Origin of the sequence: Bradyrhizobium sp. NBAIM01, assembly GCF_020194115.1 — a bacterium.
GTDB classification, from domain to species: Bacteria; Pseudomonadota; Alphaproteobacteria; order Rhizobiales; family Xanthobacteraceae; genus Bradyrhizobium; species Bradyrhizobium yuanmingense.
This window is the reverse complement of record NZ_JADYVU010000014.1, coordinates 53313-79200: the sequence shown is the minus strand read 5'-3', so window position 1 is coordinate 79200 and position 25888 is coordinate 53313. Positions and strand designations below refer to the sequence as shown.

19 protein-coding genes are annotated in these 25888 nt (G+C 67.0%); 3 read left to right on the top strand and 16 right to left on the bottom strand.

What is annotated here, in order from left to right:
• Window positions 1-21: 21 nt before the first annotated feature.
• From I6F31_RS30400 to ubiE, 12 genes are all read right to left on the bottom strand, one after another.
• The gene (locus I6F31_RS30400; protein ID WP_225148383.1) at window positions 22-1029 is read right to left on the bottom strand and encodes an ATP-dependent DNA ligase; all 1008 of its coding nucleotides are present in this window, start codon (window positions 1027-1029) and stop codon (window positions 22-24) included.
• 156 nt (window positions 1030-1185) lie between these two features.
• Window positions 1186-1506: a thioredoxin gene (gene trxA / locus I6F31_RS30395; RefSeq protein WP_008540017.1), complete on the bottom strand. Its 321-nt coding sequence runs from the start codon at window positions 1504-1506 to the stop codon at window positions 1186-1188.
• A gap of 70 nt (window positions 1507-1576) precedes the next feature.
• The gene (gene addA / locus I6F31_RS30390; RefSeq protein ID WP_036009098.1) at window positions 1577-5086 is read right to left on the bottom strand and encodes a double-strand break repair helicase AddA; all 3510 of its coding nucleotides are present in this window, start codon (window positions 5084-5086) and stop codon (window positions 1577-1579) included.
• Window positions 5080-8226 carry a double-strand break repair protein AddB gene (gene addB / locus I6F31_RS30385; RefSeq protein WP_225186574.1) on the bottom strand — a complete coding sequence of 1049 codons (3147 nt, stop codon included), beginning with the start codon at window positions 8224-8226 and terminating at the stop codon, window positions 5080-5082. Before addB ends, addA begins: the two co-directional genes overlap by 7 nt.
• Before the next feature lie 197 nt (window positions 8227-8423).
• Window positions 8424-9146 (bottom strand): nucleotidyltransferase family protein, encoded by a 723-nt coding sequence (locus tag I6F31_RS30380; protein ID WP_036009087.1) that lies wholly within the window; start codon window positions 9144-9146, stop codon window positions 8424-8426.
• 118 nt (window positions 9147-9264) lie between these two features.
• Window positions 9265-9582 carry a PilZ domain-containing protein gene (locus I6F31_RS30375; RefSeq protein WP_036009083.1) on the bottom strand — a complete coding sequence of 106 codons (318 nt, stop codon included), beginning with the start codon at window positions 9580-9582 and terminating at the stop codon, window positions 9265-9267.
• Window positions 9583-9669: 87 nt separating this feature from the next.
• Complete coding sequence (tsaE, locus tag I6F31_RS30370) at window positions 9670-11187, bottom strand: tRNA (adenosine(37)-N6)-threonylcarbamoyltransferase complex ATPase subunit type 1 TsaE (RefSeq protein WP_036009080.1); 1518 nt, start codon at window positions 11185-11187, stop codon at window positions 9670-9672.
• Complete coding sequence (locus tag I6F31_RS30365; protein ID WP_036009077.1) at window positions 11184-13688, bottom strand: PAS domain-containing sensor histidine kinase; 2505 nt, start codon at window positions 13686-13688, stop codon at window positions 11184-11186. The genes tsaE and I6F31_RS30365 overlap by 4 nt, the downstream gene beginning before the upstream one ends.
• A gap of 205 nt (window positions 13689-13893) precedes the next feature.
• Window positions 13894-14352 carry a dUTP diphosphatase gene (dut, locus tag I6F31_RS30360; RefSeq protein WP_036009075.1) on the bottom strand — a complete coding sequence of 153 codons (459 nt, stop codon included), beginning with the start codon at window positions 14350-14352 and terminating at the stop codon, window positions 13894-13896.
• A complete protein-coding gene (gene coaBC / locus I6F31_RS30355; protein ID WP_225153038.1) occupies window positions 14349-15791 on the bottom strand; it encodes a bifunctional phosphopantothenoylcysteine decarboxylase/phosphopantothenate--cysteine ligase CoaBC in 1443 nt (480 codons plus the stop codon). The genes dut and coaBC overlap by 4 nt, the downstream gene beginning before the upstream one ends.
• A gap of 56 nt (window positions 15792-15847) precedes the next feature.
• A complete protein-coding gene (gene ubiB, locus I6F31_RS30350; protein WP_036009056.1) occupies window positions 15848-17422 on the bottom strand; it encodes a 2-polyprenylphenol 6-hydroxylase in 1575 nt (524 codons plus the stop codon).
• The gene (gene ubiE, locus I6F31_RS30345; RefSeq protein WP_036009053.1) at window positions 17419-18180 is read right to left on the bottom strand and encodes a bifunctional demethylmenaquinone methyltransferase/2-methoxy-6-polyprenyl-1,4-benzoquinol methylase UbiE; all 762 of its coding nucleotides are present in this window, start codon (window positions 18178-18180) and stop codon (window positions 17419-17421) included. The genes ubiB and ubiE overlap by 4 nt, the downstream gene beginning before the upstream one ends.
• An 81-nt stretch (window positions 18181-18261) precedes the next feature.
• On the opposite strand from ubiE, the gene mutM reads away from it, so the two are divergent.
• On the top strand, window positions 18262-19143 hold the full coding sequence (gene mutM / locus I6F31_RS30340; RefSeq protein ID WP_036009051.1) for a bifunctional DNA-formamidopyrimidine glycosylase/DNA-(apurinic or apyrimidinic site) lyase: 882 nt from the start codon (window positions 18262-18264) through the stop codon (window positions 19141-19143).
• 234 nt (window positions 19144-19377) lie between these two features.
• Here mutM and I6F31_RS30335 read toward each other — a convergent pair whose 3' ends face one another.
• Window positions 19378-20121: a ParA family protein gene (locus I6F31_RS30335; protein ID WP_036009049.1), complete on the bottom strand. Its 744-nt coding sequence runs from the start codon at window positions 20119-20121 to the stop codon at window positions 19378-19380.
• A gap of 273 nt (window positions 20122-20394) precedes the next feature.
• On the bottom strand, window positions 20395-21753 hold the full coding sequence (locus I6F31_RS30330; RefSeq protein WP_036009066.1) for a serine protease: 1359 nt from the start codon (window positions 21751-21753) through the stop codon (window positions 20395-20397).
• Between the two features lie 261 nt (window positions 21754-22014).
• Here I6F31_RS30330 and moeB point away from each other — a divergent pair, with 261 nt between their 5' ends.
• The gene (gene moeB, locus I6F31_RS30325) at window positions 22015-22818 is read left to right on the top strand and encodes a molybdopterin-synthase adenylyltransferase MoeB (RefSeq protein ID WP_036009047.1); all 804 of its coding nucleotides are present in this window, start codon (window positions 22015-22017) and stop codon (window positions 22816-22818) included.
• Between the two features lie 9 nt (window positions 22819-22827).
• On the opposite strand, the gene I6F31_RS30320 is transcribed toward moeB, so the two are convergent.
• Window positions 22828-23835, bottom strand: coding sequence for an aldo/keto reductase (locus I6F31_RS30320; RefSeq protein WP_036009063.1), 1008 nt, complete (start codon window positions 23833-23835; stop codon window positions 22828-22830).
• Window positions 23836-23947: 112 nt separating this feature from the next.
• On the opposite strand from I6F31_RS30320, the gene I6F31_RS30315 reads away from it, so the two are divergent.
• Window positions 23948-24859 carry a LysR family transcriptional regulator gene (locus I6F31_RS30315; protein ID WP_225186573.1) on the top strand — a complete coding sequence of 304 codons (912 nt, stop codon included), beginning with the start codon at window positions 23948-23950 and terminating at the stop codon, window positions 24857-24859.
• 3 nt (window positions 24860-24862) lie between these two features.
• Here the strand turns inward: I6F31_RS30315 and I6F31_RS30310 are convergent, their stop codons facing one another.
• Window positions 24863-25864: a D-glycerate dehydrogenase gene (locus tag I6F31_RS30310; protein ID WP_036009043.1), complete on the bottom strand. Its 1002-nt coding sequence runs from the start codon at window positions 25862-25864 to the stop codon at window positions 24863-24865.
• Between the last annotated feature and the right edge of the window lie 24 nt (window positions 25865-25888).

Below are 25888 nucleotides of genomic sequence, written 5' to 3'. Positions count from 1 at the left end.
CCGCTCCATCCGGGCTACGCGCTACTTCAACAGCTTCATCGGATCGGCCGCCTTCTGCTTCAGCTGCTCGAACGTGCATTGCCGCGGCGCCTTGTCCGGGCGCCAGCGCAGGATTGAGGTGCCGTGACGGAAGCGTTCGCCGCTGAAATGGTCGTAGCAGACCTCGATCACCAGCTTCGGCTTCAGCGGACACCACTTTGCGGAACGCTCCGTCGACCAGCGGCTCGGCCCGCCCGGCGCGTTGCCGGTGAAGCCGGGCTCGCCGATCAGTGCTTCGAGCCGATCGGTCAGATCAGGCTTCGCCTCCACCTTGATCGCCGAGGTGAAGCCGACATGGTGCAGCAGGCCGTCATCGTCGTAGAGCCCGAGCAGCAGCGAGCCGACGACGTTCCGGCCGGCGATCTTGTTGGTGGCATAGCGGAAGCCACCGACCACGCAATCGGCGCTGCGGAATTTCTTGATCTTCTGCATGCCGTCGCGATTTCCCGCCTGATAGGGCAGATCGATCCGCTTGGCGACGACGCCGTCCGAGCCGCCGCCGGATTGCGCGAGCCACTTTTTGGCTGTGGCGTAGCTCGTCGTCGTCGGCGAAAGACGGAAGAGGCTGCCCTTGAGGTTGGCTTTCGCGAAGGCTTCCAGCGCCGGCCGCCGTTCGCGCAGCGTCTTCTCAGCCAGGCCCTTCTGTCCGGATGTCGCGAGCAGATCGAAGACGAGGTAGAGCGCCGGTGTCTCCACCGAGAGCTTCTTCACGCGGCTTGCCGCCGGATGAATGCGTTGCAGCAGCGCGTCGAAGGAAAAGCTCTTGCCGTGCGGCACGACGATTTCGCCGTCGAGCGTGAAACGGTCGGCCTTCAGCTCCAAGGCAGCAGTGACGACTTCCGGGAAGTAGCGCGCGAGGTCTTCGCCGGATTTGGAGCGCAGGTCGACGTTGCTGCCGTTGCGCGCCAACAGGCAGCGGAAGCCGTCCCACTTGGGTTCATATTGCCATTCACCGCCGCGCGGGATCGCGTCGACCGAGCGCGCCTCCATTGCGGCGAGAGCGGTGGGCTTGCGGTCGCGCTTTCGGGGAGGAGCAGGCAAGGGCGGGACTCGTCATACGCTGAACACGTCCCATCAACGCCAAACGGCCGGCTTTCGCCGGCCGTTGTCGAAAATAATCTTGCGCCAATAATCCTGGCCAGTTGATCAGACCGCGGAGGTGATCCACTGCTGCAGCTTCGCCTTCGGCGCGGCGCCGACCTGGCGCGAGGCCATCTCGCCGCCCTTGAAGATCATCAGGGTCGGGATCGACATCACGCCGTACTTCGAGGCGGTCTTCGGGCTCTCGTCGACATTGAGCTTCACGATCTTGACCTTGTCGCCCATCGCGCCGGCGATCTCGTCGAGCGCGGGTGCGATCATGCGGCAGGGGCCGCACCATTCGGCCCAGAAATCGACGACCACGGGGCCGTTCGCCTTGAGCACTTCGGCTTCGAAATCGGCGTCGGAAACCTTGCTAACGGCCATTGGGAGTACCTCACTCGGTTGAAAGAGAATCGGCGCGACCTGGAATCGCGCCCGGGATCATGCGGTCAACCTATGAACGGCCCCTTGCCGGGTCAAGGACGCTCACACCGAGATGAAGGGATGCCAGCGCCGCGTCCAGCGCGGGGGCCGAAATCTCCATATATTCAAGGGCCTCGGTCCAGAGCAGGACGGCCCTGACCGGCTTTTGGGGATAAAGCCGCGACAGCACCGCCCGGTACAGCGCAAGCTGGCGGACATAGGTCGCCGGCGCCTCGGCCGCGCTCTTGGGCGCGGCCTGGTTGGTCTTGAAGTCGACGATCAGGACCTCCTCGGGGCGCACGACCAGCCGGTCGATCTGCCCCGATACCAGGGCCGGGGGGCGGCCCGGCCGCTCCAGCCGGCCGGCGATGGCGACCTCCGCCCGGCTGCCGGCGGCAAAGACGGGCGCAAAGCGTGGCTCCGTGATCAGGGCGAGCACCTTGTCGGCCAGCGCGATGCGGTCGGCCTCCGGCCAGTCCGCGGCGTTGCGCGCCATGAAGCCGAGCGCGGCCTCGCGCCGGCGCTCGCCGGCGATGTCGGGCAGCGATTGCAGCAGCCGATGCACCAGCGTGCCGCGCTGCAGCGCCAGCGCGCGCGACTGCACCGATTCACCCGATCGGACGCTGCGGCCCTCCTCGGCAGACTGGCCCGAGGGGCGCACGGGATCCTCGTCGATGGTCTCGCGCGGGGCCGGTGTCCGCAGCCAGTCAGGCAGCGCGATGGTCTGGCGCACGGTGGCCGCCGGCGCACCCAGCGCCGCGACATCCTCCGGCCGGGCGAACCGCGTCACCTTGCCGAGCGGGGTCTCGATCACCTGCTTGTCGAGCCCCGAACCGGCAAGGCCGGTGTCGACGAGGTCGTACCAGCTCAGCTTGCGCACCGTCTTCATGTTGCCGGGCATGCAGCCGCCGACGATCAGCCGATCGGCCGCGCGCGTCATCGCGACGTAGAGCAGGCGGCGATATTCGTCCTCGGTCTCCTCCAGCATCGCCTTGCGCGCCTCGGCGACAGGCCTGGGATCGTCGGCCTTGCGGCCGGCCCAGACCACGACCTCGCCGCCATTGCCGCGCGGCACCTGGATCAGCCGCAGCCGCTGCGAGTCCGCGGGCGAAGACGTGGTGTCGACCATGAACACGACCGAGGCCTCCAGGCCCTTGGCGCCGTGCACGGTCATGACCCGCACCTCGTCGCGCGAGATCTCCATGTCGCGCTTCACTTCGGTGTCGGCCGAGCGGAGCCAGGCCATGAAGCCCTGCAGCGAAGCCGGCGCCTTGCGCTCGTAGTTCAGCGCGAGCTCCAGGAATTCGTCGAGCGCGTCATTGGCCTCGTGGCCGAGCCGGCGCAGGATGCGCGCACGTCCGCCATCGCCACCCAGCAGCCAGGCGTAGAACGCGAACGGCGTCTCGTCGCGGGCGCGGATCTCGCAGGCTTCCAGGCGACGCAACGCCGTGGTGAATTTTTCGCTTGTGGCCGCGTGGTCGCCGAGCGCGCGGCGCAGCGATCCCTTGCGGTCCCAGGCGAGAGTGAACAAATCGTCGTCATCGAGCCCGAATAGCGGGCTCTTCAGCGCCACCGCGAGCGCGAGATCGTCCTGTGGCAGCAGCAGCGCGTCGGCCAGGTTCATCAGGTCGATGATGGCGATGTGCTCGGTGAGCTTGAGCCGGTCGGCGCCGGCGACCGGAATGCCGGCGTGCTTCAGCGCCTGGATCACGGCGTCGAATGCGTTGCCGCGCCGGCGCACCAGGATCAGCATGTCGCCATAGCGAAGAGGACGACGCTCGCCCTCGTGCCCGGTCAGCGTGCCGCTCTCGACCAGCCGCTTGATCTCGGCCTGGATGCGTCGGGAAAGCTTGACCTCGGGGCTGGTGACGGCGACGCCGTCGAATGGCGCACGCCAGCCCTCGATGTCCTGCCGATCGTCGGCCTCGGCGAGATCCCACAGCTCGATCACGCTCGGGCCGGCATCGCTCAGCGAATTGTGCAGGGGATGGCCGATCTCGACCGAATGGATGCTCTTGTAGATCGCGGGATCGCGGAAGACGTGGTCGACCGAATGCAGGATCGTCGCGCCCGAGCGGAACGAATAGGTGAAGGCGACCGGATCGAATTTCAGGCCGGCGGCGGTGAACTTGCGATGCAGCTCGCGCCTGCGCGCGTCGAACTCGTGGGGAGCTGCGCCCTGGAACGAGAAGATCGACTGCTTCTCGTCGCCGACAGCGAAGATGGTGCGGTTCAGCCCCTCGCGCGCACCTTCGCCGGCGGTGAACTCGGAGATGATGTGCGCGATGATGTCCCATTGCCGCGGGCTGGTATCCTGCGCCTCGTCGATCAACACGTGATCGACGCCGCGGTCGAGCTTGTAATGCACCCAGCCCGAGGCGATGCGGTCCAGCATCGCCAGCGTCTTGTCGATGAGGTCGTCGTAGTCGAGCAGGCCGCGCTCCTGCTTCTCGCGGCGGTAATTCGCGGCGGCCGCTGTCGCGATATGCAGCAGGGCCGCGGTGCGGTCCCGAACCGTCACGGCGCGGCGCTTTTCGATCAGAACCGCAAGGCGCTGCGCCTCGGCTTCGAACAGGCGGGCCACGGAGGGATTGTGATCGCAGAACTTCTTGGTCAGCACCGCCTTGCGCGGCAGCTTGTCGTCGGTGAGGAAGACGGACAGATAGGCGTCGACCTGATCGCTGCCGGAAAACACCTTTGCCGCGCGCAGCCGCCCTGCCTGGTCATTGTCGGATTTGCTGCCGTCCTCCAGCGCGAAGGCAATGTCGTCCCAGCGCGCGCGCGGCAGGAACGGGCCGTCGAGAATTTCCGTCTCGACGGCTTCGATACGGTCGCCGATGTCAACGCCCAGCACCGCAGCCATCTGCGCCGCTGCGGCTTCCGCATTGCCGGCCTGGTCGGTCCAAGCCATGAAATGATCGCGGCTGAGGCACGCCTCGCGCACGACCTCCTTGAAGGTGACATCCGCGGCGCTCGCCATCGCCGTCAGCAGCGCGCGGCCGGTGACGCTCTCCGGATCGCGCGCGGCTTCCAGCAGCACCTTCAGATTGGCACGCTCCATCATGTCGGTCTGGTCGCGCTCGTCGATCACGGCGAAGCGTGCGGGAACGTTGGCCTCGAACGGAAATTGCTGGAGCAGGCGGGTACACAGTGCGTGGATGGTCTGCACCTTCAGCCCGCCCGGCGTCTCCAGCGCGCAGGCGAACAGTTTTCTCGCGTCGCGACGCAGCTTTGCGCCGGGATGCGGGATGCCGACCGCGCGGATCGCCGCGTCGAGCGCGTCATCGTCCAGCGTCACCCAATGACCGAGCGTGGTGAACACGCGCTCGGCCATGTTGGCGGCGGCAGCTTTTGTGAAGGTGATGCAGAGGATCTTCTCCGGTGGCACGCCCGAGAGCAGCAGGCGGATCACGCGCTGCACCAGCACATGCGTCTTGCCCGAGCCGGCATTGGCCGAGACGAAGGCCGATGCAGTCGGATCGGAGGCGCGCGCCTGCCGCGCTCGCACCTCGTCAGGGATGGGACGCGGCGCCTTCACCATTCCTCGATCCCCAATCCGCCGGCCGCGGACCATTCCTTGATCCGGGCAAGATCGTCATAGGTGCCGTAGCGGTTCGCCCACATCGGCAGGTTCAGCGAGGTATAGGCCTGGTTCTCGTCCTCGAAGGCACGGATCAATGCCTCCAGCTTGACTCGCGCTTCTGCGGCCGCGGTGTCCGGCGGCTGCGGCTCGTCGCCCGGCTTGTACTTGAGCTCGAGGATGCGCTCCTCGCCCGGCGGGTTGTTGCCGCTGAGACGGACATAGACGAGCTGGCTCACGGAGGCGCCGGCGTCGATATCGGGAAAGCCGCCCTCGCGCAGGATCGCAGCTTCCAGCGTCAGCTGCGGCGACAGGCCCATGCGGACCTGCTTGCCGGTCGGCGGCTGCCCGGTCTTGTAGTCGAGGATGGCGTAGCCGCCGCCCTGGCGGCGTTCGATGCGGTCGGCGCGGGCGGAGAGGCGGAAGCTGCGCTTGTTATCGAGCATGATCGAGATCTCGCCACGGGTCTCCGCGACGATCGCCGCGATCGCCTCGCGCCGCGCCGTCTCCCATTCGCCGAACCAGCGCGCGATGCGCTGGAAGCGCGGCCACCACAGCGCGCGCGCCTCGGGCCGCTCCATCAGCGGTGCAAAGTGCTTCTCGCCGATCGCGCGCAGAACCCGCGCGGGATCGTCGGGCAGACGCGCCGCATAGCTTTCCGTGAATTCGCCGATGGCATCGTGAATCGCCGATCCGCGGTCGGCGGCCGAGAGCGGCATGTCGACGGGATCGAGCGCATCGAGCCGCAAGATACGTTTGGCGTAGATCGTGTAGGGATCGCGCAGCCAGTCCTCGATCTCGGTGACGGACATTTTGAGCGGCCGTGTTGCGCGTGGCGGTCGCGGTTCCGGCTGCTTGATCGGCTTGACCTCGTCGGGCTGGTCGAGCGCCGCAGCGAACTGCACGTATGTCTCGCCGGCGCGAACCGCCGCCTTCCAGAGCTCGTCGCCAGCGACCGCCTCGAGCCGATGCAGGAAGCGCGAGGCCACCGCCGGCGCGCCGCCGGCCTTGGCGGAATGGGTGAGGATCACCTCGTCGCCGCCGAGCAATTGCGCGAAGTCATGGGCGGAGAGGCCGATGCGGCGCTCCGGCAGATCGAGCCCGAGCTCGTGCCGCATCGGCCGGCTGAGCCAGGGGTCGATGCGGGGCGCCGGCGGCCAGACGCCTTCGATCAGGCCGCCGACGATGATGCGGTCGGCCTGCATCAGGCGCGATTCCAGCGGGCCGTAGATTTGCAGCCGCGCGCCCGGCCTGTCGCGCCGCCGCACCGCGCGATCGCCGAAGGCGGTCTGGAAGACGTCCGCATAGTCCGCTAGCTGCACCATTAATCCGCTGGTCGTGCCGCCGCGCAGGAGATCGTCGAAGGCGCCGGCGAGCGCGAGGCCATCGCGATCCTCGAAGGCGAGCGGAATGCCCTGCTCGTCGCGCGACAGCTCGATCATGATCTCGCGATGCCGATGCGCGAGCTCGGCGAAATCATAGGGCTTCGTGGGCGGCAGGCTCTCGATCGGCGCCAATGCCTTTTGCAGGGCATCGATCAGAGCCTGGATGCGATCGAGATCCTCGGCCTTGAGACGCGCCCGCGGCTCGGCGCGATGCAGTGCGGAGACCTCGCTGCGCCACAGCTTTGCCAGCTCATCGCGGAAGCGGTTGAACTCGCGCAGGAGGCCCGTGGTGCCTGCCGGCGGACGCGTGCCGCGCAGCACCGCAAGCTCCAGGCTCTCGATCGCCATCTTCCACGCCCCCGGCGCGCGGCCGAGCCGGCACAGCGGATGCTTCAGCATCGCCAGCAGCGTCGGTGGTTCCAGGCCCTTGGTCGCCGCCTCTGCCGCAAGCCGCGCAAACGTGCCTGCGGATGTTTCCATCAAGACGTCGCCGCCGGAATCATCGAAGGCGAGATCCCATCGGGTCAGCGCCGCCATCACCCGCCGCGCCAGGGCGCGGTCGGGCGTGACCAGGGCCGCGGATTTGTCCAGGTGCCTGGCCTCGCGCATCGCAATGGCGATGGCGAGCGCTTCCATTTCAGGATTGGGCGCTTCGACCACCGCGAGGTTCTTCATGCCGCCCGCGATCTTCGCGGCGACATCGGGCTGCTTCAGCCGGTCGTGCCAGACCTCGGTCTTGGCGGACGGCCGCATCGATTCCGACGCGAGCAGGTCGCGGCCGACTTCCGCCGGCGGCTGCAAGGTCTCGACATCGCTGCGCTTGATGCCGAAGCGTTGCAGCAGCGCATTCATGGCGTATTGCGGATGGTTCGACGCCGGATGTTCCACGAACTTGCCGAGCGCATCGCGCACGCCGCCGATGCTGCGCCAGGCGTCGTCGTCGAGATCGGTATCGAGGCCCGGCAGCACCACGGCACCATGCGGCAGCGCGGCGACCGCATGGAGAAATTTGGCGGTGGCCGGCATCGAGCCGGTCGAACCCGCCGCAACCACGGGTCCATTTGGATGTGCGGTCAAGCGCCTCGCTTCCGCGGCGATCAGAAGATCGCGCCGCGCGGCCGGCTCGATCCGGTTGATCTCGGCGAGATGATTGGGCCAGGCGATGCGGGCGATGCGCAGGAATTCGAGCGAGTGCTGCCAGTAGCGGTCGAGGTTGTCAGGCACCAGCCCGTCGAGCGCGCTCCAGTCGACGCCGCGCGTCACCATGTCGTCGATCAGCCGCGCGAGATCGGAAGCCAGCGCCAGCGTCGAGGCGGGACCGCCGACCACGAGCGGCGCGAGCACCGGGCCCTTGGCCCAGGCGGCGACGAGCTGCGCCAGCGTCAGCCGCCGTTCGAGCTCGCCCAGGCGCGGCGGAATGTCGAGCGGCGCGGTCCCGGAAAACTGTTCGCTCTCACCCGCGAAAGCGAGCTCGTCCTCGTCGATGTCGCCGAGCGCGACGATGCGCGGCAGCACGACGGCATCCGCTTTCATTTCATCGAGGAAAATCTCGCGCACGACCCGCATGGCGCGCCGCGTCGGCAGATACAGCGTGGCGTCCGCCAGCCGCGCCGGTTCCTTGCGCGCCTCGAACCCCTCGACCAGCCGCCCATCGAGCAGGGCGGTGACGACCGTGCGCAGGAACGGAACTGAGATGGGAACGCTGAAGACGCGCATGGGCTGCCTGATTCGAAGGATCAGGCAATATAGGGAGGCGGGGTCAAATGGTCATGGGTGGAGGAGGAGTCGTCCCCGCTGTTCGCCGAGGTTCGTAGCCCGGATGGAGCGCAGCGCAATCCGGGATGCTGCTCCGCGGCGAGAGGCCCCGGATTACGCTACGCTCCATCCGGGCTACGGCCTCTTCGAGGCAGCCCTTAAGCCACGCTCTCCAAAAACGCCTCTTCCGCGGCGTGCACGGCATCGGGCGTGCCGACATGCATCCAGACGCCGTCGAGGCGCAGGCCGAACAGCCGTTCCTGCTCGCCCGCGCGATCGAACATCTTCGTCAGCGAGAATTCGCCCTTGGGTGCGTCCACGAAGATCGCGGGCGACATGATCGCCGCGCCGGCATAGACGAACGGAACGACCTCCTTCTCCTTGCGCTTGCGCAAGGCGCCGTCGGGCAGCATGCCGTAATCGCCGCGGCCGCCATAGCCGATGCTGGTCGCGGTCGGCGCCATCAGGAGCAGGATGTCCATGCGATCGGGATCGAAGTTTTCAGCGAGCCGCAAAAGGTTGGAGCGCACACCGTCGATCCACAGCGTGTCGGAATTGACGTGGAAGAACGGCGTATCGCCGAGCAGCGGCAGCGCCTTGACGACGCCGCCGCCGGTGCCGAGCACCTGGTCGCGCTCGTCGGAGATCGTCACGCGCGGAAGCTGGCGTGATGCGACGTGGTCGATGATCTGGTCCGGCAAATAGTGCACGTTGACCACCGCCTCGGTCACGCCGGCCTGGCCGAGCTTGTCGAGCACGTGGTCGAGCAACGGCTGGCCTGCGACCGGCACCATCGGCTTCGGCATCTTGTCCGTCAGGGGGCGCATGCGCAGGCCAAACCCTGCGGCGAGCACCATGGCTTTGGTCGGCTTGACGGACATCCTTCGCTTTCTCAGACCTTTCGCGTGCGCAGCAATCCTAACACGGGGCTCGATCTGCCGCACCGCATCTCAACCGCCTTAACCACCCGCCGTGACGGTTGTACGACGGGTGTTGCCGTCACGCCCCAACGGCTGTGGAACGTACCTTCTTCTTCTTGTCGCCCACTTTCAGGAAATTGACGCCGATCTGGTCGCCATTGACCCAGGCCAGCTCGCAACGCCGGTAGGCGAGCCCCGTGGACGACAGCAGGAGAAAGAATTCCTTCAGATGCAGGCCTTCGACCGAGCCGTCGATGGTCAGCTTGGCGCCGGTCTCGGAGACGTCCTCCATGGTGCAGTCGCGCCGCCAGGTGCCGTCGATTCCCATCATCTGGGCCGAAAACCCGCGCTCGAAAATGACCCGGCTATTTCCGCGCTGATCCGCTTTCGCTGCCATCTGCCCCGCTCCAGCCCCGCAATGTTCCGGCTCCCTCGGCGCCAGAATAGCGACATCTTGGCTAACGGCCGGTAAATCGGTCCTGAATCAGCCCGGCGGCGGGACGTTGGCGAGATACCAGTCGCGCAGATGGGCGAGCGCGGGATGCGCCAGCGAGCGCTGGAGATAGGTCCAGATCCGCGGCTGATGGCGCAGGTAATGCGGCTTGCCATCGCGGCGGTTGAGCCGGGCGAAGGTGCCGAGCAGGCGCGTGTTCCGCTGCGCCGACATGATCGCGTAGAGCTCGGCGAAGCCGGCGGTGTCGAAGCTCGTGTCCTGCGCCCGCCGCGCCTTGATGTAGCGCGACAGCAGCGTCAGCTCGATAGTCTCGGGTACGTCGATGCGAGCGTCCTGGAGCAGCGACACCACGTCGTAGGATTGCGGCCCCAGCACGGCGTCCTGGAAATCGATCACGCCGACGCGCTCGATGCCGCTGCGCTCGCCGAGCCAGATCAGATTGGGCGAGTGATAATCGCGGATGATCCACGTCCGCGGCGCCGCCAGCGGCCGCTTCAGCAATTCGCGCCACATCGCAAAAAATTCCGCGCGCGCCTCATCGCTCAGCGGCGCGTTGCGATCGGGCAAATACCATTCCGGCATCAACCCGATCTCGATCAGCAGCGCCTCGACGTCGAAGACGGGGATCGCGTAGGTCTGCCCGTCCAGCGGCAGCGTCTCCGGTAGCGTCTTGCCGTGCATCATCGCCAGCACGTCGGTGGCGGCTTCGTAGCGCTCGAGTATCGGCCGCGGCGGATCGCCCTCAATCACGCCCTCGCTGCCGAAATCCTCGGAGATCAGAAAGCCCTGGTCGAGATCGAAATGATGGATCGCAGGCGCGGAGATCCCCTGCGCCCGGAGGCCTTCGTCGATGGCGACGAAGGGTTTTACGTTCTCGGCCAGATGCACCGCGGCGCTGTAGGATTTTCCGTCGTAGAGCGCCGCGCCGTCGGGCCGCTGCGGGAAGTTCATGAGGATGACGAGTTCCTCATCGCGCACCAGCCGCGCGTAGGAGCGTGTCGAGGCGTCGCCCGGCATGCGCTTGCGCGTCGCATCGATGTAACCGGATGCGTCGAGGAAGTCGCGCAGCGCCTTCAGCCGCGCAACTATAGCTGCGCTCTTGCCATGGCCGGTGATGTCGGCGGCACGCGCGTTCGAGCCCAGCGCCGGCCGATGCGTCAGCGCGATGTCGATGCGGTTCTCGGGCATCGCCGACGGGGCGCGCTCCGGCCATTCGATCAGCACCAGCGTGGCATCGGGCAGCGGCGACAGCCCGATCTCCTCGAGCTCGCTCTCGTCTTCGACACGGTAGAGATCGGCATGCAACACCGGGAAGGGCGGCAGCTCGTAGCCCTGCACCAGCGTGAAGGTCGGGCTCGGCACTTCCAGCGCATCGTCGCCGGCGAGATAGCGGATCAGGCTGCGCGCCGCCGCGGTCTTGCCGGCGCCGAGATCGCCGGTCAGCGTAATGACGTCACCGGGGCCGACCAGCAGCGCGAGGTCGGCCATCAATTGCGCCGTGGCCGTCTCGTTGTGAAGCGCGACGGAGAATGTGGTTGCATCAGTCATTCGGCGGCGTCGCGATGCGCCGCCTGGTCGGTCGGGAAATCGCAGATCACGACCGTGCCCCGGCCGACGATCGAATCCACCCGCACCTTGCCGCCATGCAGCTCGACGAAGGAGCGCACCAGCGACAGGCCGAGCCCGGCGCCGCGGTGACGCGAGCCCTGGGAGCGGCTTTCGAACCAGTTGAACACCTTGTCCTTCATGTCGGCAGGTATTCCAGGGCCCGAATCTGTCACGGTGAAGACCACGCTGCGGTCCGTGCGCCGCGCGCTGATGCCGACGGTGGAATCCTGTGGAGAAAACCCGACCGCGTTGGCGAGGAGGTTATAGAGCACCTGCACGACGCGCTTCTCGTCGCCGACGAAGCTGCCGACGTCGGGCGCGATCTCGACCTTGAGGCGGATGCGGTCGGTGGCGAGCCGGTCCTGGATGCCCTCGGCGGCAAGCTCGATGGCCTTGCTGACGTCGACCTGCCCGAGTTCCAGCTTCATCGCGCCGGCGTCGATGGTGGCGAGATCCAAGATGTTGTTGGTGAGCGCGAGCAGCGCGTTGGTCGATTTGGTGACGTAGTCGAGATATTCGGCCTGCTTCGGCGTCAGCGGACCGGTCGAGGGATCGCTGAGGAAATGCGCAAAGCCGATGATGGTGGTGAGCGGCGAGCGCAGCTCGTAGGAGACGTGGTGGACGAAATCCACCTTCATTTGGTCGGCCGCCTCCAGCGCCTCGTTGCGCTCGCGCAGCGCGCGCTCGACATTCTCGGTGTCGGTGATGTCCTGGAAGGTCAGCATGGTGGCGCCGTCCGGCAGCGGCCGGATCATGCCGTCGAGCACGCTGCCGTCCTTGCGCTCCAGCTTCAGCGGCAGGTCGGCGCGGTTCTCGATCGCGGTGATGGCCTCGCGGATCTGGCGCCAGACTTGCGGATCGTCGAACAGCTGATGGCACCAGCCTTCGACGGTCTGGATATGCGGCTCGTCGCGCATGGCATCGCTCGACAGCTTCCACATCCGCACGAAGGCCGGATTGAACAGCTGCGCCTTGCCGTTGCTGCCGAACACCGCGACGCCTTCGGCGAGGCTGTCCAGCGTCTCGCGCTGGACGCGGATCAGGCCGTCGAAGCGGCGGGCGAGGTCGAGGCTTTCGGTGACGTCGTCGAACAGATAGGTGACGCCGCCCTCGGGATTCGGCGTGGTGACGACCGAGAGCGCGCGGCCGTCAGGCAGGAACCAGGTGTCCTTGGCCGTCTCGACCGCGCGATAGGCCTCGTGCAGCTTGGCCTTCCAGGCGCGGAAATCCGGCTGCTCCGGCAATTTGCGCGCGGCGCGGAGCTGGTCGAGCACGCTGGAATCGTCCGGATGGGCGTCGAGGAAGTTGCGATCGAGATCCCACAGCCGGCGATAGGAATCGTTGTAGAAGGCAAGGCGCCGCTGGCCGTCGAACACGGCAACGCCGGAGGAGAGCTGGTCGAGCGTGCGGCGGTGCGCCTCCGCCATGCGCACCAGCGCCGAGCTCAGCGCATCCGCCTCGCTGGCATCGATGGCGACGCCGACGCTGCCGCTGCCGACATTGACGGCGCGCACGTCGTAGATGCGCCGTTCGCCGCCGATCACGATCGGCAGCCGCGAGGTGAAATTGGCGGCGTCCTTGAGCCCCCGCTCCATCGCATTGCGGTCGTCACTGTCGAGCAGCTCGAGCTTGCGCTCCTGGGCATCGATGGCGCTGGTCGCCTCGGTGGCGCGCACATAGGCCGGGTTGGCGTAGGTCAGCGCGCCGTTCTCGCCCTTCGCCCAGATCGGCCACGGTGCGGCCGCGGCAAAGCCGCGAAGCATCTCGGTCTCGTCGGAGAGCGCCTTGTAGCGCAGATTGGTTTCGGCCAGATCACGGCGCAGGCCCGAGAGCTCGCGAATGCGGACGATGGCCTGGCCGCCGATGGCGCGCCCGATCGCTTCCAGCATATGGCCGTGCGCGGTGGTCAGCGTCAGCTGGAACCCGTCGCCGCGCTCGCGCAGCGCATCGACCGCATGGTCCATCAGCAGCGCCGGTTCCGGCGGCAGCCAGGTTCCGAACGCCAGCACGCGCTGCGGCGAGGAATCGCGCGGCAGCACCAGCGCGATATCGCCGGAAATCTGCGCGCGGTTGTCGCCCGCCGGCCATGAGATCAGGATCTGCGGCTCGGCGAACAACAGTGCGCCGAAGCGGTCGGCCTGGAGCTGAAGTTCCCCGATCCGCGCGCGCAGCCGCGCCTCGTTCTTCGCCGTGCGCACCCGCGTCCGCATCAACAGGATCGCGGCCATCACCGAAAAGCCGAGCAGGGCCAGCGCGGTGGCGAGCACCGCGAGTTCCTGCCGGTTGAGATCCATCACGAGGGCGAGGGTGTCGATGAGGTCGGCGGCCTTGGCCGGCGCAGCCGGCAGCAGCGCTGCGAGAGCGCCTCCCACCAAGCCGTTGCGCGCCAGCGATGTGCACGACAACAGCGTCCGACGCATCGACACGATCACGCCTGACATAGTTGCCCCAAGACGCGGAAATTCAAGACCGCACGAATCTGCGCGCGGCGACCCCCGTCGCGCGCGAATCAAAAGACAATACCCTCACCGCGACTCCGCCGGTAAGAGTCCAGATCGTGAACGCAAGGGCGGCCCCAAAAAAATGCGGGCCGCGCGGTTCCAAGGCGCGTGATTCTGCGGATGATTCGGCTGGAGTTGTCTTGGGTTAGCGCCCGGTCGAACCAAAACCGCCGGCGCCGCGGTCGGTCGACGACAATGTGGCGACGGGAACCAGCGCGGCCTGCAGCACCGGCGCGATCACCATCTGGGCGATGCGCTCGCCGCGCTTGATCACGAACGGCGCGGTGCCGTGATTGATCAGGATCACCTTGATCTCGCCGCGGTAGTCCGCATCGATCGTGCCTGGCGAATTCAGCACGGTGACGCCGTGCTTGGCCGCCAGCCCCGAACGCGGCCGCACCTGCGCCTCGTGTCCCGGCGACAAGGCGATGGCAAGGCCCGTCGGCACCAGCGCGTATTGGCCTGGTGCGAGCGTCATGGGCTCGTTGTCCGGCACCGCGGCCATCAGATCGAGGCCGGCGGCCTCGCTGGTCTGATAGGCCGGCAGCGGCAGGCCCTCAGCGTGGGCGAGGCGTTGCAGCTCGACGGTCACCTTCGTGCTCAAGATGCGGACTCCAGGGATTTGCCGGTCACGCTCTTCGCGATCTGCGCGACCAGTTCGATCGCGACCTGTTCCTTGGTCATCGCCGGCCAGGAATCAACTGCAATCTCACCGTCCGGCGCACCGGTCTTGCGGCTGAGCAGGTGGACCGTGTTGCGGTCGCCGCCCATCACGCCGGTGGCGGGCGAGACGTCGTTGGCGACGATCCAGTCGCAGCCCTTGCGCGCGAATTTTGCTTTGGCGTTGTCGATGAGGTGCTCGGTCTCGGCGGCAAAGCCGATCACGAGCCTCGGGCGCTTGTCGGCGAGCTTGGAGATGGTGGCGAGAATGTCGGGGTTCTCGACCAATTGCAGCGGCGGCATGCCGGCCGCGGTTTTCTTCAGCTTCTGCTCGCCTTCATTGGCGACGCGCCAGTCGGCGACTGCGGCGGCGAAGATCGCGACGTCGCTGGGAAGCGCGGCCTTGACCTGCTCCAGCATCTGCCGCGCCGATTCGACATGCTTCACCGTCACGCCCGGGGGATCGTCGAGGTCGACCGGACCGCTCACCAGAGTAACCTCGGCGCCCGCGGCCTGTGCAGCGGCGGCAATGGCAAAGCCCTGCTTGCCGGAGGAACGGTTGGCGATGTAGCGCACGGGATCGATCGCCTCGTGGGTGGGACCGGCGGTGATTAGCACGCGCTTGCCGGCGAGCGGCTTCGGCGTCGGCGGCCGCAGCAGCCGCTCGGCGGCATTGGCGATCTCGATGGCTTCCGACATGCGGCCCGTTCCGGCTTCGCCGGCTTCGGCCATCTCGCCCGCATTCGGGCCGATCAGCACCACGCCGTCGCGCTGGAGCTGGGCGACGTTGCGCCGCGTCGCCGCGTTGCTCCACATCAGCGGATTCATCGCCGGCGCCAGCAGCACCTTGCGGTTGGTCGCGAGCAGGATGGCGCTGGCGAGGTCGTCGGCATGGCCGTTCGCCATCTTCGCCATCAGGTCGGCCGTGGCCGGCGCCACCACGATCAGGTCGCAGTCGCGCGCGAGGCGTATATGGCCGGCATCGAACTCGCTCTGCGGGTCGAACAGGTCGGTATAGACGCGCTCATGCGACAGGGCGCTCGCGGCCAGCGGCGTCACGAATTGCTGCGCCGCCTTGGTCAGCACGCAGCGGACCTCGATGCGGCGCTCCTTCAGCCTGCGGATCAGGTCGAGCGACTTATAGGCCGCGATCCCGCCGCCGATGATCAGGGTGACGCTGACCTCGGGAACGGCGCCGCTGCGCTGCGGCGTCGGGGCGGCGGAGGGCACCGCAAACGGCGTCAGCGGCTCCTCGCGGCCCTCGATCAGCTCCCGCAGGATGACCCGGACCTCCTCTTCGACCGACCTGTGGTTCTTGGCCGAGCGCAGCCGCAAATAGGTTTTGACGGCGTCGTCGAGCTTGCGGATGGTCAGGCTTGCCATGACGCCCTCCGGCACGGAATGATAGCGATGCTATCACTCCAGTGATTGCAGTGCAATCACAGATTCCGGACGGCGATCAGAATCCCGATGAAGGTCGCGGCGATGATCCAGAGCGCCACGGTGCGCCAGCGGTTCTTGCGGCCTTCGCTGCGTCCCATCGCCGCGATGCTCTCCGGCGAAAGCCTGATGCCCTCCCGCGTCATGGTCTCGAGCTGCTCGAGCACCTTCACCGACCGCTCGGCGATCTCCGGCAGGCGCATCAAGACCCGCGCGATGTCCCCGGTCCCTGTGAGCGCGCCCTCGATGCGGCCGATCGGTCCGAGGTTGCGCTCGATCCATTCGCGCACCACGGGGTCGGCGATCCGCCAGATGTCGAGCTTGGGATCGAAGCCGCGCGCCACGCCCTCGACCACCACCATGGTCTTCTGCAGCAGGATCAGCTCGGGCCGCGTCGTCATGTCGAACAGGCCGGTGACCTCGAGCAGCAGCGTGAGCAGCCGCGCCATCGAGATCTCCTCGGCGGTGCGGTTGTGGATCGGCTCGCCGATGGCGCGGATGGCTTGCGCAAAATTCTCGACCGAATGATGCGCGGGCACATAGCCGGCCTCGAAATGCACCTCGGCCACGCGGCGATAATCGCGGGTGATGAAGCCGAGCAGGATCTCGGCGAGGAAGCGCCGCTCCTTCATGCCGAGCCGGCCCATGATGCCGAAATCGACCGCGACGAGGCGGCCGGCGTCATCCAGGAACAGATTGCCCGGATGCATGTCGGCATGAAAGAAGCCGTCGCGCAGCGCGTGGCGCAGGAAGCTCTGGATCACCTTGCGGCCGAGATCGGGCAGGTCGACCCGCGCCTCGGCGAGGCGCTTGTGATCGTTCAGCGCGATGCCGTCAATCCATTCCATCGTCAGCACGTTGTGCGTGGTGCGGTCCCAGTCGACGGCGGGCACGCGGAAATCGGGATCGTCGCGCGTGTTCTCCGCCATCTCCGACAGCGCGGCAGCCTCTAACCGTAGGTCCATCTCCATCGCGACCGAGCGCGACATGGTGTTGATGACCTCGATCAGGCGCAGGCGCCGCGCCTCGGCCGAGTAGGCCTCAGCCTTGTGCGCGACGTAGAAGAAATCGGAGAGATCGCGGCGGAAGCGCGCGGCGACGTTGGGTCTCAGCACCTTGATCGCGACGGACTTGCGGATGCCGCCGCGCACCACCTCGCCGCGATGCACCTGCGCGATCGAGGCAGCCGCGACCGGCGGGCCGAAGCTCACAAAGATGTCCGTCAGCGGCCGTTCCAGCGAGGTCGCGATCGTGGCCTCGGCTTCCTGCTGCGGAAACGGCGGCAGGCGGTCCTGCAGGCTTTCGAGGTCGCGCGCCATGATGACGCCGACCACGTCGGGGCGCGTGGCCAGGAACTGGCCGAGCTTGAGATAGGCCGGGCCCATCCGCGTCAGCGCGCGCGAGATCCGCGGTCCCTGCTTGGCGCCACGGCGCTCGATGATGCGCGCCAGCTTCAGCGCGAGCTGTCCCGGCGGCGGCACCAGGCTCGGATCGACCGCGCCGAACACGCCTTCGTGCGCAAACACGAACGCGGCGCGGATCAGGCGCGCAATGTGGGTGACGGCAGAGATCACAAACGCCAGCCCGAATGCAATGCGACGATGCCGCCGGAGAGTGTCTGCCAGCTGACGCGGGCAAAGCCAGCCTCGCGGATCATGTCGGCGAAGGCGGCGGGCTTCGGAAATTTGCGGATGGACTCGACGAGATACTGGTACGATTCGGCGTCGCCCGTGACCATGCGCCCGAGCGGGGGGATCACCTTGAACGAGAACAGATCATAGAGCTTGTCGAGGCCGGGCATCTCGACAGTGGAGAATTCCAGGCACAGGAAGCGGCTGCCGGGTCTCAGCACGCGATAGGCCTCGCGCAGCGCAAGGTCGATCCGGGGCACGTTGCGGATGCCGAAAGCGATCGTATAGGCATCGAAGCTGCGGTCGGCGAAGCCGAGCGATTCGGCATTGCCTTCGACGAAATCGACCTGGGTGTCCAGATGACGCTTGGCGGCGCGTTCGCGCCCCACGGCCAGCATGTCCGCATTGATGTCGCACACCGTGGCGTGGAAGCCGGGGCCGGCGGCCTTGGCGGCACGGAACGAGATGTCGCCGGTGCCGCCGGCGACGTCAAGCAGCGCGAACGGCCGGTCGCCCCTCGGCGGATCCAGCGCGGTGATCATGATGTCCTTCCAGACCCGGTGCAGGCCACCGGACATCAAATCGTTCATCAGGTCATAGCGCGACGCCACGCTGCGAAACACATCGTTCACCAGCGTCTGCTTGTCCCCGAGGGGAACGTCCCTGAAGCCAAAATGCGTGGTTTCGCCCGGCCGATCCATTACTCTACTCCACTCGGCGGACCATAGCCCGCCCGCCGCAATGGCGCTATCACACCGCCTTCATAAGGTGAATGCCCGACCATGCCTGAATTGCCCGAAGTCGAGACCGTCCGCCGCGGCCTTCAGCCCGTGATGGAGGGCGCGAAAATCCTCGATGCGGAGGCCCGCCGGCCGGATTTGCGCTTTCCGTTCCAGCCCGACTTCGTGGCCCGGCTCAAGGGGCAAGTCGTCACGGGCCTCGGGCGCCGTGCAAAATATCTCATGGCCGATCTCGCCTCCGGCGACGTGCTCTTGATGCATCTGGGCATGTCGGGCTCGTTCCGCGTCATCAAGCCGGACAACGAGGCTCAGCCAGGCGAGTTTCATTATCCGAAGGCTAAGGATTCCGCCCACGACCACGTGCTGTTTCGGATGTCCTCGGGCGCCGACATCGTCTTCAACGATCCGCGCCGCTTCGGATACATGAAAGTGATTGCGCGTGGCGCGCTCGAAGACGAGCCGCTGCTGCGCGGGCTCGGCCCCGAGCCGCTCGGCAACGAATTCGACGCCGCGATGCTGGCGCGCTCCTGCCAAGGCAAGACCACGAGCCTGAAGGCCGCGCTGCTCGACCAGCGCGTGGTGGCCGGGCTCGGCAACATCTATGTCTGCGAGGCGCTGCACCGCTCGCATCTGTCGCCGCGGCGCATTGCTGCGACGCTATCCACCAGGAAGGGCGAGCCGACGGATCATGCGCAGCGCTTGGTCGGCGCGATCCACACCGTGCTGAACGATGCCATCAAGGCCGGCGGCTCCAGCTTGCGCGACCATCGCCAGACCTCGGGCGAGCTCGGCTATTTCCAGCATTCGTTCAGGGTCTATGACCGCGAAGGCGAAAAATGCACGACGCCGCGCTGCGGCGGCACGATCAAGCGGTTCGTGCAGAACGGTCGTTCGACGTTCTGGTGCGCGAAATGTCAAAAGTGACCGTCGGGATTGCCGCAGCGTCGTAGCCCGGATGGAGCGCAGCGTAATCCGGGGCCGGCCTCTCCGCGGAGAGACCTTCCTGGATTGCGCTTCGCTTCATCCAGGCTACGGGAGCCCTCGCTACAACGCGCGAGGCGAAGCAATCCGGCCGGGCTGGTGGCCGAACTGCTTCGTCGCTTGGGCCCGTTCACCGGATGGCGAAGAGCCCGACTGTCGTCCGAGCGATCGCCCCGCTCAGGACGCCAGTGCCGTGGTCTCGTCCGCCGCCTGTTCCGCAGCGATCTGCAGCATGCCGTGCGCAGCCGAGATGACCTGGTCGATCAGGACATTGGTGGTGGCTTCGAGCTCGAGCCGGGTCTCGATCCAGCGCCAGAGGCCGCGGATCTCGTCCGCCGATTTGCCGTTCGGCGCGAATTCACTCACGGCAAGGCCGCTCGCAAGCGCGTCCTGGTGATCGTTGCGCATCACGATCAGCGGACGCGCGAGCACCTCGGCAAGATCGAGCGCGGCTTCCTCGGCGAGCGCGGTCGCGGCGTTGTCGATGCGCTGTCCGCGGATCGGCGTCTGGTTGAGCACGAAGCTGTAAGGCCGCTTCCAGGCGCGGGCGACGCTGAGCGTCGAGACGGTCGCCTCGATGTCGGCGACGCTGGGACGGGCCGGGATCAGGCAGAGGTCGGAATGGCGGATCGCGGCGGTGGTGGCGGCGCTGAGGCCGGCGGCGGTGTCGACGATCGCGAGCTGGAGGCCGCTGTCGGCGAGCATCTTGAGACGCGGCGCGATATCGGCGGCGTGATAGATCGGCTCGACGACGAGATCGTCGGTAGAGCGGCGGCGCTGCCAGTTGGAGAGGGTGCCCTGCGGGTCGGTCTCGATCAGGCGGACGGTGAAGCCGGCCTGCTTGGCGGCCAAGGCGAGGCCGATGGCGAGCGTGCTCTTGCCGCTGCCGCCCTTTTGGGTGGCCAGTACGATCGTGTGCATTGAAGGTCAATCCTTTGGAGTGCTGGGTCAGGGATACGCCACGCGAACGTGCATCGCTTCTGGATGCTGAGCGCTTCTCGCTCAGGACGTGCCGGCCCGATCCAAAGGGGATCGCGGAGGTCCGAATCAACGGCAACGATGATGGCGGAATCGCGAATGCCAGCGAATCCGTACCATTACCGGCTCCGTAATCGTACGTAAGGTGGCCCGCACGGCCGTGCCCCGGCTCTGCGCGGCAGCGCAAGCGCTGCAACGCGTCCAGGGGCACGAGACCTACTTGCGCACGCAGATCACGCGCACGACGGCGGCTTTGGCGTCGGTCGACGTGCCATTCGGGCTGACGCCCTTCGCCTTGAGAAACCCGCGCACCGCCTCGGCAGAGACCATCATCGCCTGTGATGCCGGCACCGACGTCGCGGGTCCCGCGACCACCGCCGGCTTCAGCAGCGCGATGCCGGCGAACTTGCCGTCGCCGTCGACGGCTGGGCTGCCGGAGAAGCCGACCGCCGGCGGCGGCGAGAGCGCGGAATTGCTGCTCATCGCCGGCGTCAACGCGGCCTTGAGGTTCGACACGGCGGCGGCGCCGCCCTGGCTTTGCGGATCGGCGATGCCGACGACATCGACATTGGTCTTCGCGGCCCCGCCGGCGAGGCTGAGCGGCCTCAGGTCGCGCGCGCCGTAGATGCGCAGCAGCGCGAGATCGTGCTCCTTGTCCTCGGCGAGACGGTCGGCGCTGCCATGGCCGGCGATCGTGATCGCAAGGCAGCTGTCGGTGACGAGGCGGTCGGTGACGATCGCGCCGTCCTCGCTGACGACGATGCCGGTGCCGTATTCAACGTTCTTGCGCGGCGGCGGCCCGGCCAGCGGTCCCGAGGGAAACGCGTTGAACGCGCTCGACATCGCGATCACGACCGGCTCGACCGTATTCTCTGTCGCCTGGTCGTAGAGGATCGTCATGGTGCGGACCTCGTCACCCTTGAAGGTGCCGCGGACGTAGAACTTCTTCTGGCCCTGCAAGCCCGACAGCACGAAGAAATCCGGCTTCACCACGGTGTAATCGACCTTGCGGCCGGACGGCTCCTTCTCGAGATCGGCGAGCTTGGCCGAGGTCGGGCTCACTTCCTTGCGGCGGCTGAGAACCACCTGCACCGTCCCTGTCGGCGAGGTCCATTTCGAGCCGTTGGCGTCGCTTGCCTGCTGCGGCACCAGCTTGCCGGGAATGCCGAGCCGGGCGCCGCTGGTCGGCTCCGTCACGATCTTCCAGCCGACGCTCTCCTGCTTCTTGCGTGCCGCCTCGGCGAGCGCGGTGCGCTCCTGCGGATTGAGCACGCCGGTCGGCTTGCCGCCCTTGGCCTTCTGGTACTCCTTGATGGCGTTGACCATGCGCTCGCTGACGTCGCCGGTGATGGCGCCGTTATATTGTCCGACCCAGGCGAGGTCGGACTGGAGCGCCAGCCGCTCGGCTTTGGCCATGCCATCGGCCGTCGCGGACGGCGTCTGCATCGCAGGGGGCTTGACCGGAACGGTCTGGACCGTCTTCGGGGTGGCGCCTGGCACTTGGGGCGTCGTCATCTGGGCGTGCGCGCCCGTGGCAGCCGCCAACATCAGTGTTGCCGCAAGCATCGATCTCATGACAAATCCAGCCAGCCCGTTGAACGCCAAAACATTGAAAAGCATGCGATTGAAGCACATCTCGTTGGTCGCGAACAATGTTGCGGTGGTTCAGTGGCGTAGAGGCCGCGAGCTGAGATCCTCATCCTGCGGAGCGGCCTCGAGGCCGCGTCTCGAAGGATGGCCGCGGCGAAATCGGGACCTGCATGGTTCGAGACGGCGCTTTGCGCCTCCTCACCATGAGGGTTGAGAGCGGCGGCTTGGTAGGAGAGGCGTACGACGATGCTGAGCCCGGACGAACTCGAACGCTATGCCCGCCACATCGTGTTGCGCGACGTCGGCGGCCCCGGCCAGGCGGCGCTGAAGCGGGCCTCGGTGCTGGTGATCGGCGCCGGCGGGCTCGGCGCGCCCGCGCTGATGTATCTGGCCGCCGCCGGCGTTGGCACGCTCGGCGTGGTCGACGACGACGTGGTGTCGCTGTCCAACCTGCAGCGCCAGGTGATCCATACGACGCCCGACATCGGCCGGCACAAGGTCGAGAGTGCCGCCGAGCGGATCGCGGCGCTCAACCCGCATGTCCGCTTCGTCGGCCATGCCACCTGGCTCAACGCGGATAACGCGCTCGGCCTGATCGGCGATTACGACCTGGTGCTCGACGGCTCCGACAATTTCTCGACGCGCTATCTCGTTTCCGATGCCTGCTTCTTCGCCAAGCGGCCGCTGATATCAGCGGCGCTCGGCACCTTCGACGGCTCGCTGACCACCATCCGCGCGCATGAGACGAACGAGCAGGGCGAGTTCAATCCGACCTACCGCTGCCTGTTTCCGGAAGCGCCGCCGCCCGGCACGGTGCCGGCCTGTGCAGAGGCCGGCGTCATGGGTGCGCTCGCGGGCGTGCTCGGCTCGATGATGGCGCTGGAGGCCATCCGCGAGATCGTCGGCTTCGGCGACGGCCTCGTCGGCCGCCTCCTGATGATCGATGCGCGCGCGATGCGCTTCGAGACGCTGCGCTATTCACGCGATCCCGCCAATCCGCTCAACGGCGACGGGCCTGTGTTCGAGGATCTCAGCGTCCATCGCACCTGATCGCCGCGGTTACGCCGTCGCTGGCTTCTCGCTGTCGAGATGCGCCATATGCTCGGCCGGGTAGCGCGTGCCGGCCGCGATATTGGGTGGAAACGCCTTGGCCAGCGCCGCGACATGCACCGGCGTCAGCGTCACCTTCGTTGCGCCAAGCGCTTCGCTGAGGCGGTTGCGGGTGCGGGCGCCAACCAGCGGCACGATCGCGTTGTCCTGTGCAGCGACCCAGGCGATCGCAACCTGTGCCGGCGTTGCGCCGATCTCGTCCGCGATTGCGCGCAGCTGCTCCACCAGCGCGAGATTGGCGTCGAGGTTCGCCCCCTGGAAGCGTGGCGTCATCAGCCGGTAGTCACGGCCGGCCTTGCCTGAGTCCTTCGACCAGTGACCGCTGATCAGGCCGCGCGCGAGCACGCCGTAAGCGGTGATGCCAATGCCGAGCTCGCGGCAGGTCTTCAGGATATCGCGTTCGATGCCGCGCTCGATCAGCGAATATTCGATCTGGAGATCGGCGATCGGATGCACCGCATGCGCGCGGCGGATGGTGTCGGAGCCGACCTCGGACAGGCCGATATGCCTGACATAACCGGCCTTCACAAGATCGGCGAGACCGCCGATGGTCTCCTCGATCGGCACATTGGGATCGAGACGCGCGGGACGGTAGATGTCGACATAGTCGGTGCCGAGGCGCTGCAGCGAATAGGCGAGGAAGTTCTTTGTCGCCGCCGGCCTCGTGTCCATTCCCGCGAATTCACCGGCGGGGCCGCGCAGCGCGCCGTACTTCACACTGAGCTGCACCTTTTCGCGCGACACCTCCTTCAGGGCTTCCCGCAACAGCATCTCGTTGTGCCCCATGGCGTAGAAATCGCCGGTGTCGAGCAGGGTGATGCCGCCGTCGAGCGCCGCGTGCACCGTGGCGATGGCCTCGCCGCGATCGGCGGCGCCGTAGACCTCCGACATGCCCATGCAGCCGAGGCCGAATGTGGAGACGGTCGGGCCGGTTGAACCGAGTTTGCGCTGTTCCATGATGATCATCCTCGAAAAGGCGGCTGCGCCGCGTCACGAGGACAGATATGAGCCAGAGCGATTGCGCCGATAAGCTGGACAATCCAGAACGCCTTGTTCACATTGACGAACAATGGCCGAGCCCGATTTGCGCGATCTCGATGTCTTCGTGGCGGTTGCCCGCACCCGCAATTTCCGGCGCGCGGCGGTCGAAATTCGCGTGTCCGTATCGAGCCTTAGCCAGCGGCTGCGGGACCTGGAGGAACGTCTCGGCGTCCGCCTGATGAACCGCACGACCCGCAGCGTCGCGCTGACCGAGGCGGGTGAGCTGTTGCTCTCGCGCGTGGCCCCGGCGCTGCGCGATGTCGGCGATGCCCTGGAGCAGGTCCGGGGCCTGCGCGAGGTCGCCTCCGGCCGCCTGCGCATCAATGCGCCGCCTCCCGCGGTCGATCTGGTGCTGGCGCCGCTGGCCGGGCCGTTCCTGAGTGCCCATCCGCAGGTCGATCTCGACATCGTCAGCGAAAGCGGCTTCGTCGACATCGTGAGCGGGGGCTATGACGCCGGCGTGCGCTATGGCGAGCATCTCGCGCAGGACATGGTGGCGATCCCGCTGAGCGGCCCACAGAGCTACGTCGTGGTCGCTTCGCCCGGTTACATCGCGCGGCGCGGCAGACCGAAGCATCCAAAGGACCTGCTCGACCATGATTGCATCCGCGCACGCTATTCGAGCGGCGTCATGCACGATCTGGAATTCGAGAGAGCCGGGCAGGTGGTGAAGGTCGATCCGCCGGCGAAGCTGATCTCGACCAATATGAATCTTGCGATGCGCGCCGCGCTCGACGGCGTCGGCATCTGGGCCACGCTCGACGGCTATGTTGGCGATGCCGTGAAGTCGGGCGATCTGATCAGCCTGATGGAAGAATGGTGCGAGCCGTTTCCAGGCCCGTTCCTGTATTATCCGAGCCGGCGCCAGACGCCGCCAGCGCTGCGCGCGTTCATCGATTTCGTTGCGGATTGGCGCAAGCGCGAAGGGCGCGGGAAGTAAACCTCAAAGCATGCTCGGCAGCACGCGGTCCGGCGGCTTGTGGGCGTCGAGGAAGGTGCGGATGTTGATGATCACCTTCTCGCCCATCTCGACGCGGCCTTCGATCGTGGCCGAGCCCATATGCGGCAGCAGCGTCACCTTGCCGGCTCTGGCGAGCCGCACCAGCTTCGGATTGACCGCGGGCTCGTGCTCGTAGACGTCGAGGCCGGCGCCGCCGATCTCGCCGCCTTCGATCAGCTTGATCAGCGTGTCCTCGTCGGTGACCTCGCCGCGCGCGGTGTTGACGATATAGGCGTCTTTTCGGATCAGCTTCAGCCGCCGCGCCGAGAGCAGGTGATAGGTCGCCGGCGTGTGCGGGCAGTTCACCGAGATGATGTCCATCCGCGCCAGCATCTGGTCGAGGCTTTCCCAATAGGTCGCGCCTAACTCCTCGGCGATCACGGGGGCGACGGGACGGCGGTTGTGATAGTGGATCTGCAGGCCGAAGGCGCGGGCGCGGCGTGCCACCGCCTGGCCGATGCGGCCCATGCCGATGATGCCGAGGCGTTTGCCCCCGATGCGGTGGCCGAGCATCCAGGTCGGCGACCAGCCGGCCCAAGGCTTGCCTTCGGTCAGGATCGAGGCGCCTTCGATCATGCGCCTGGGCACCGCGAGGATCAGCGCCATGGTCATGTCGGCGGTGTCTTCGGTCAGCACCTTCGGCGTGTTGGTGACGGTGATGCCGCGGGCATGGGCAGCTGCGACGTCGATATTGTCGACGCCATTGCCGAAATTGGCGATCAGGCGGAGCTTGCAGTCGGGCTGGTTGACGACCTCGGCGCTGATGTGATCGGTCACGGTCGGAACCAGCACGTCGGCGGTGCGGGCGGCTTCCGCGATCTGCTCGGGCGACATCGGCGTGTCGTCGAGATTGATCCGCGCGTCGAACAGCTCGCGCATCCGCGTCTCGATCGAATCCGGCAGCTTGCGCGTCACCACGACGAGGGGCTTTTTCTTCACCGACATGTCCTGCTCTCATGAGACATCGCA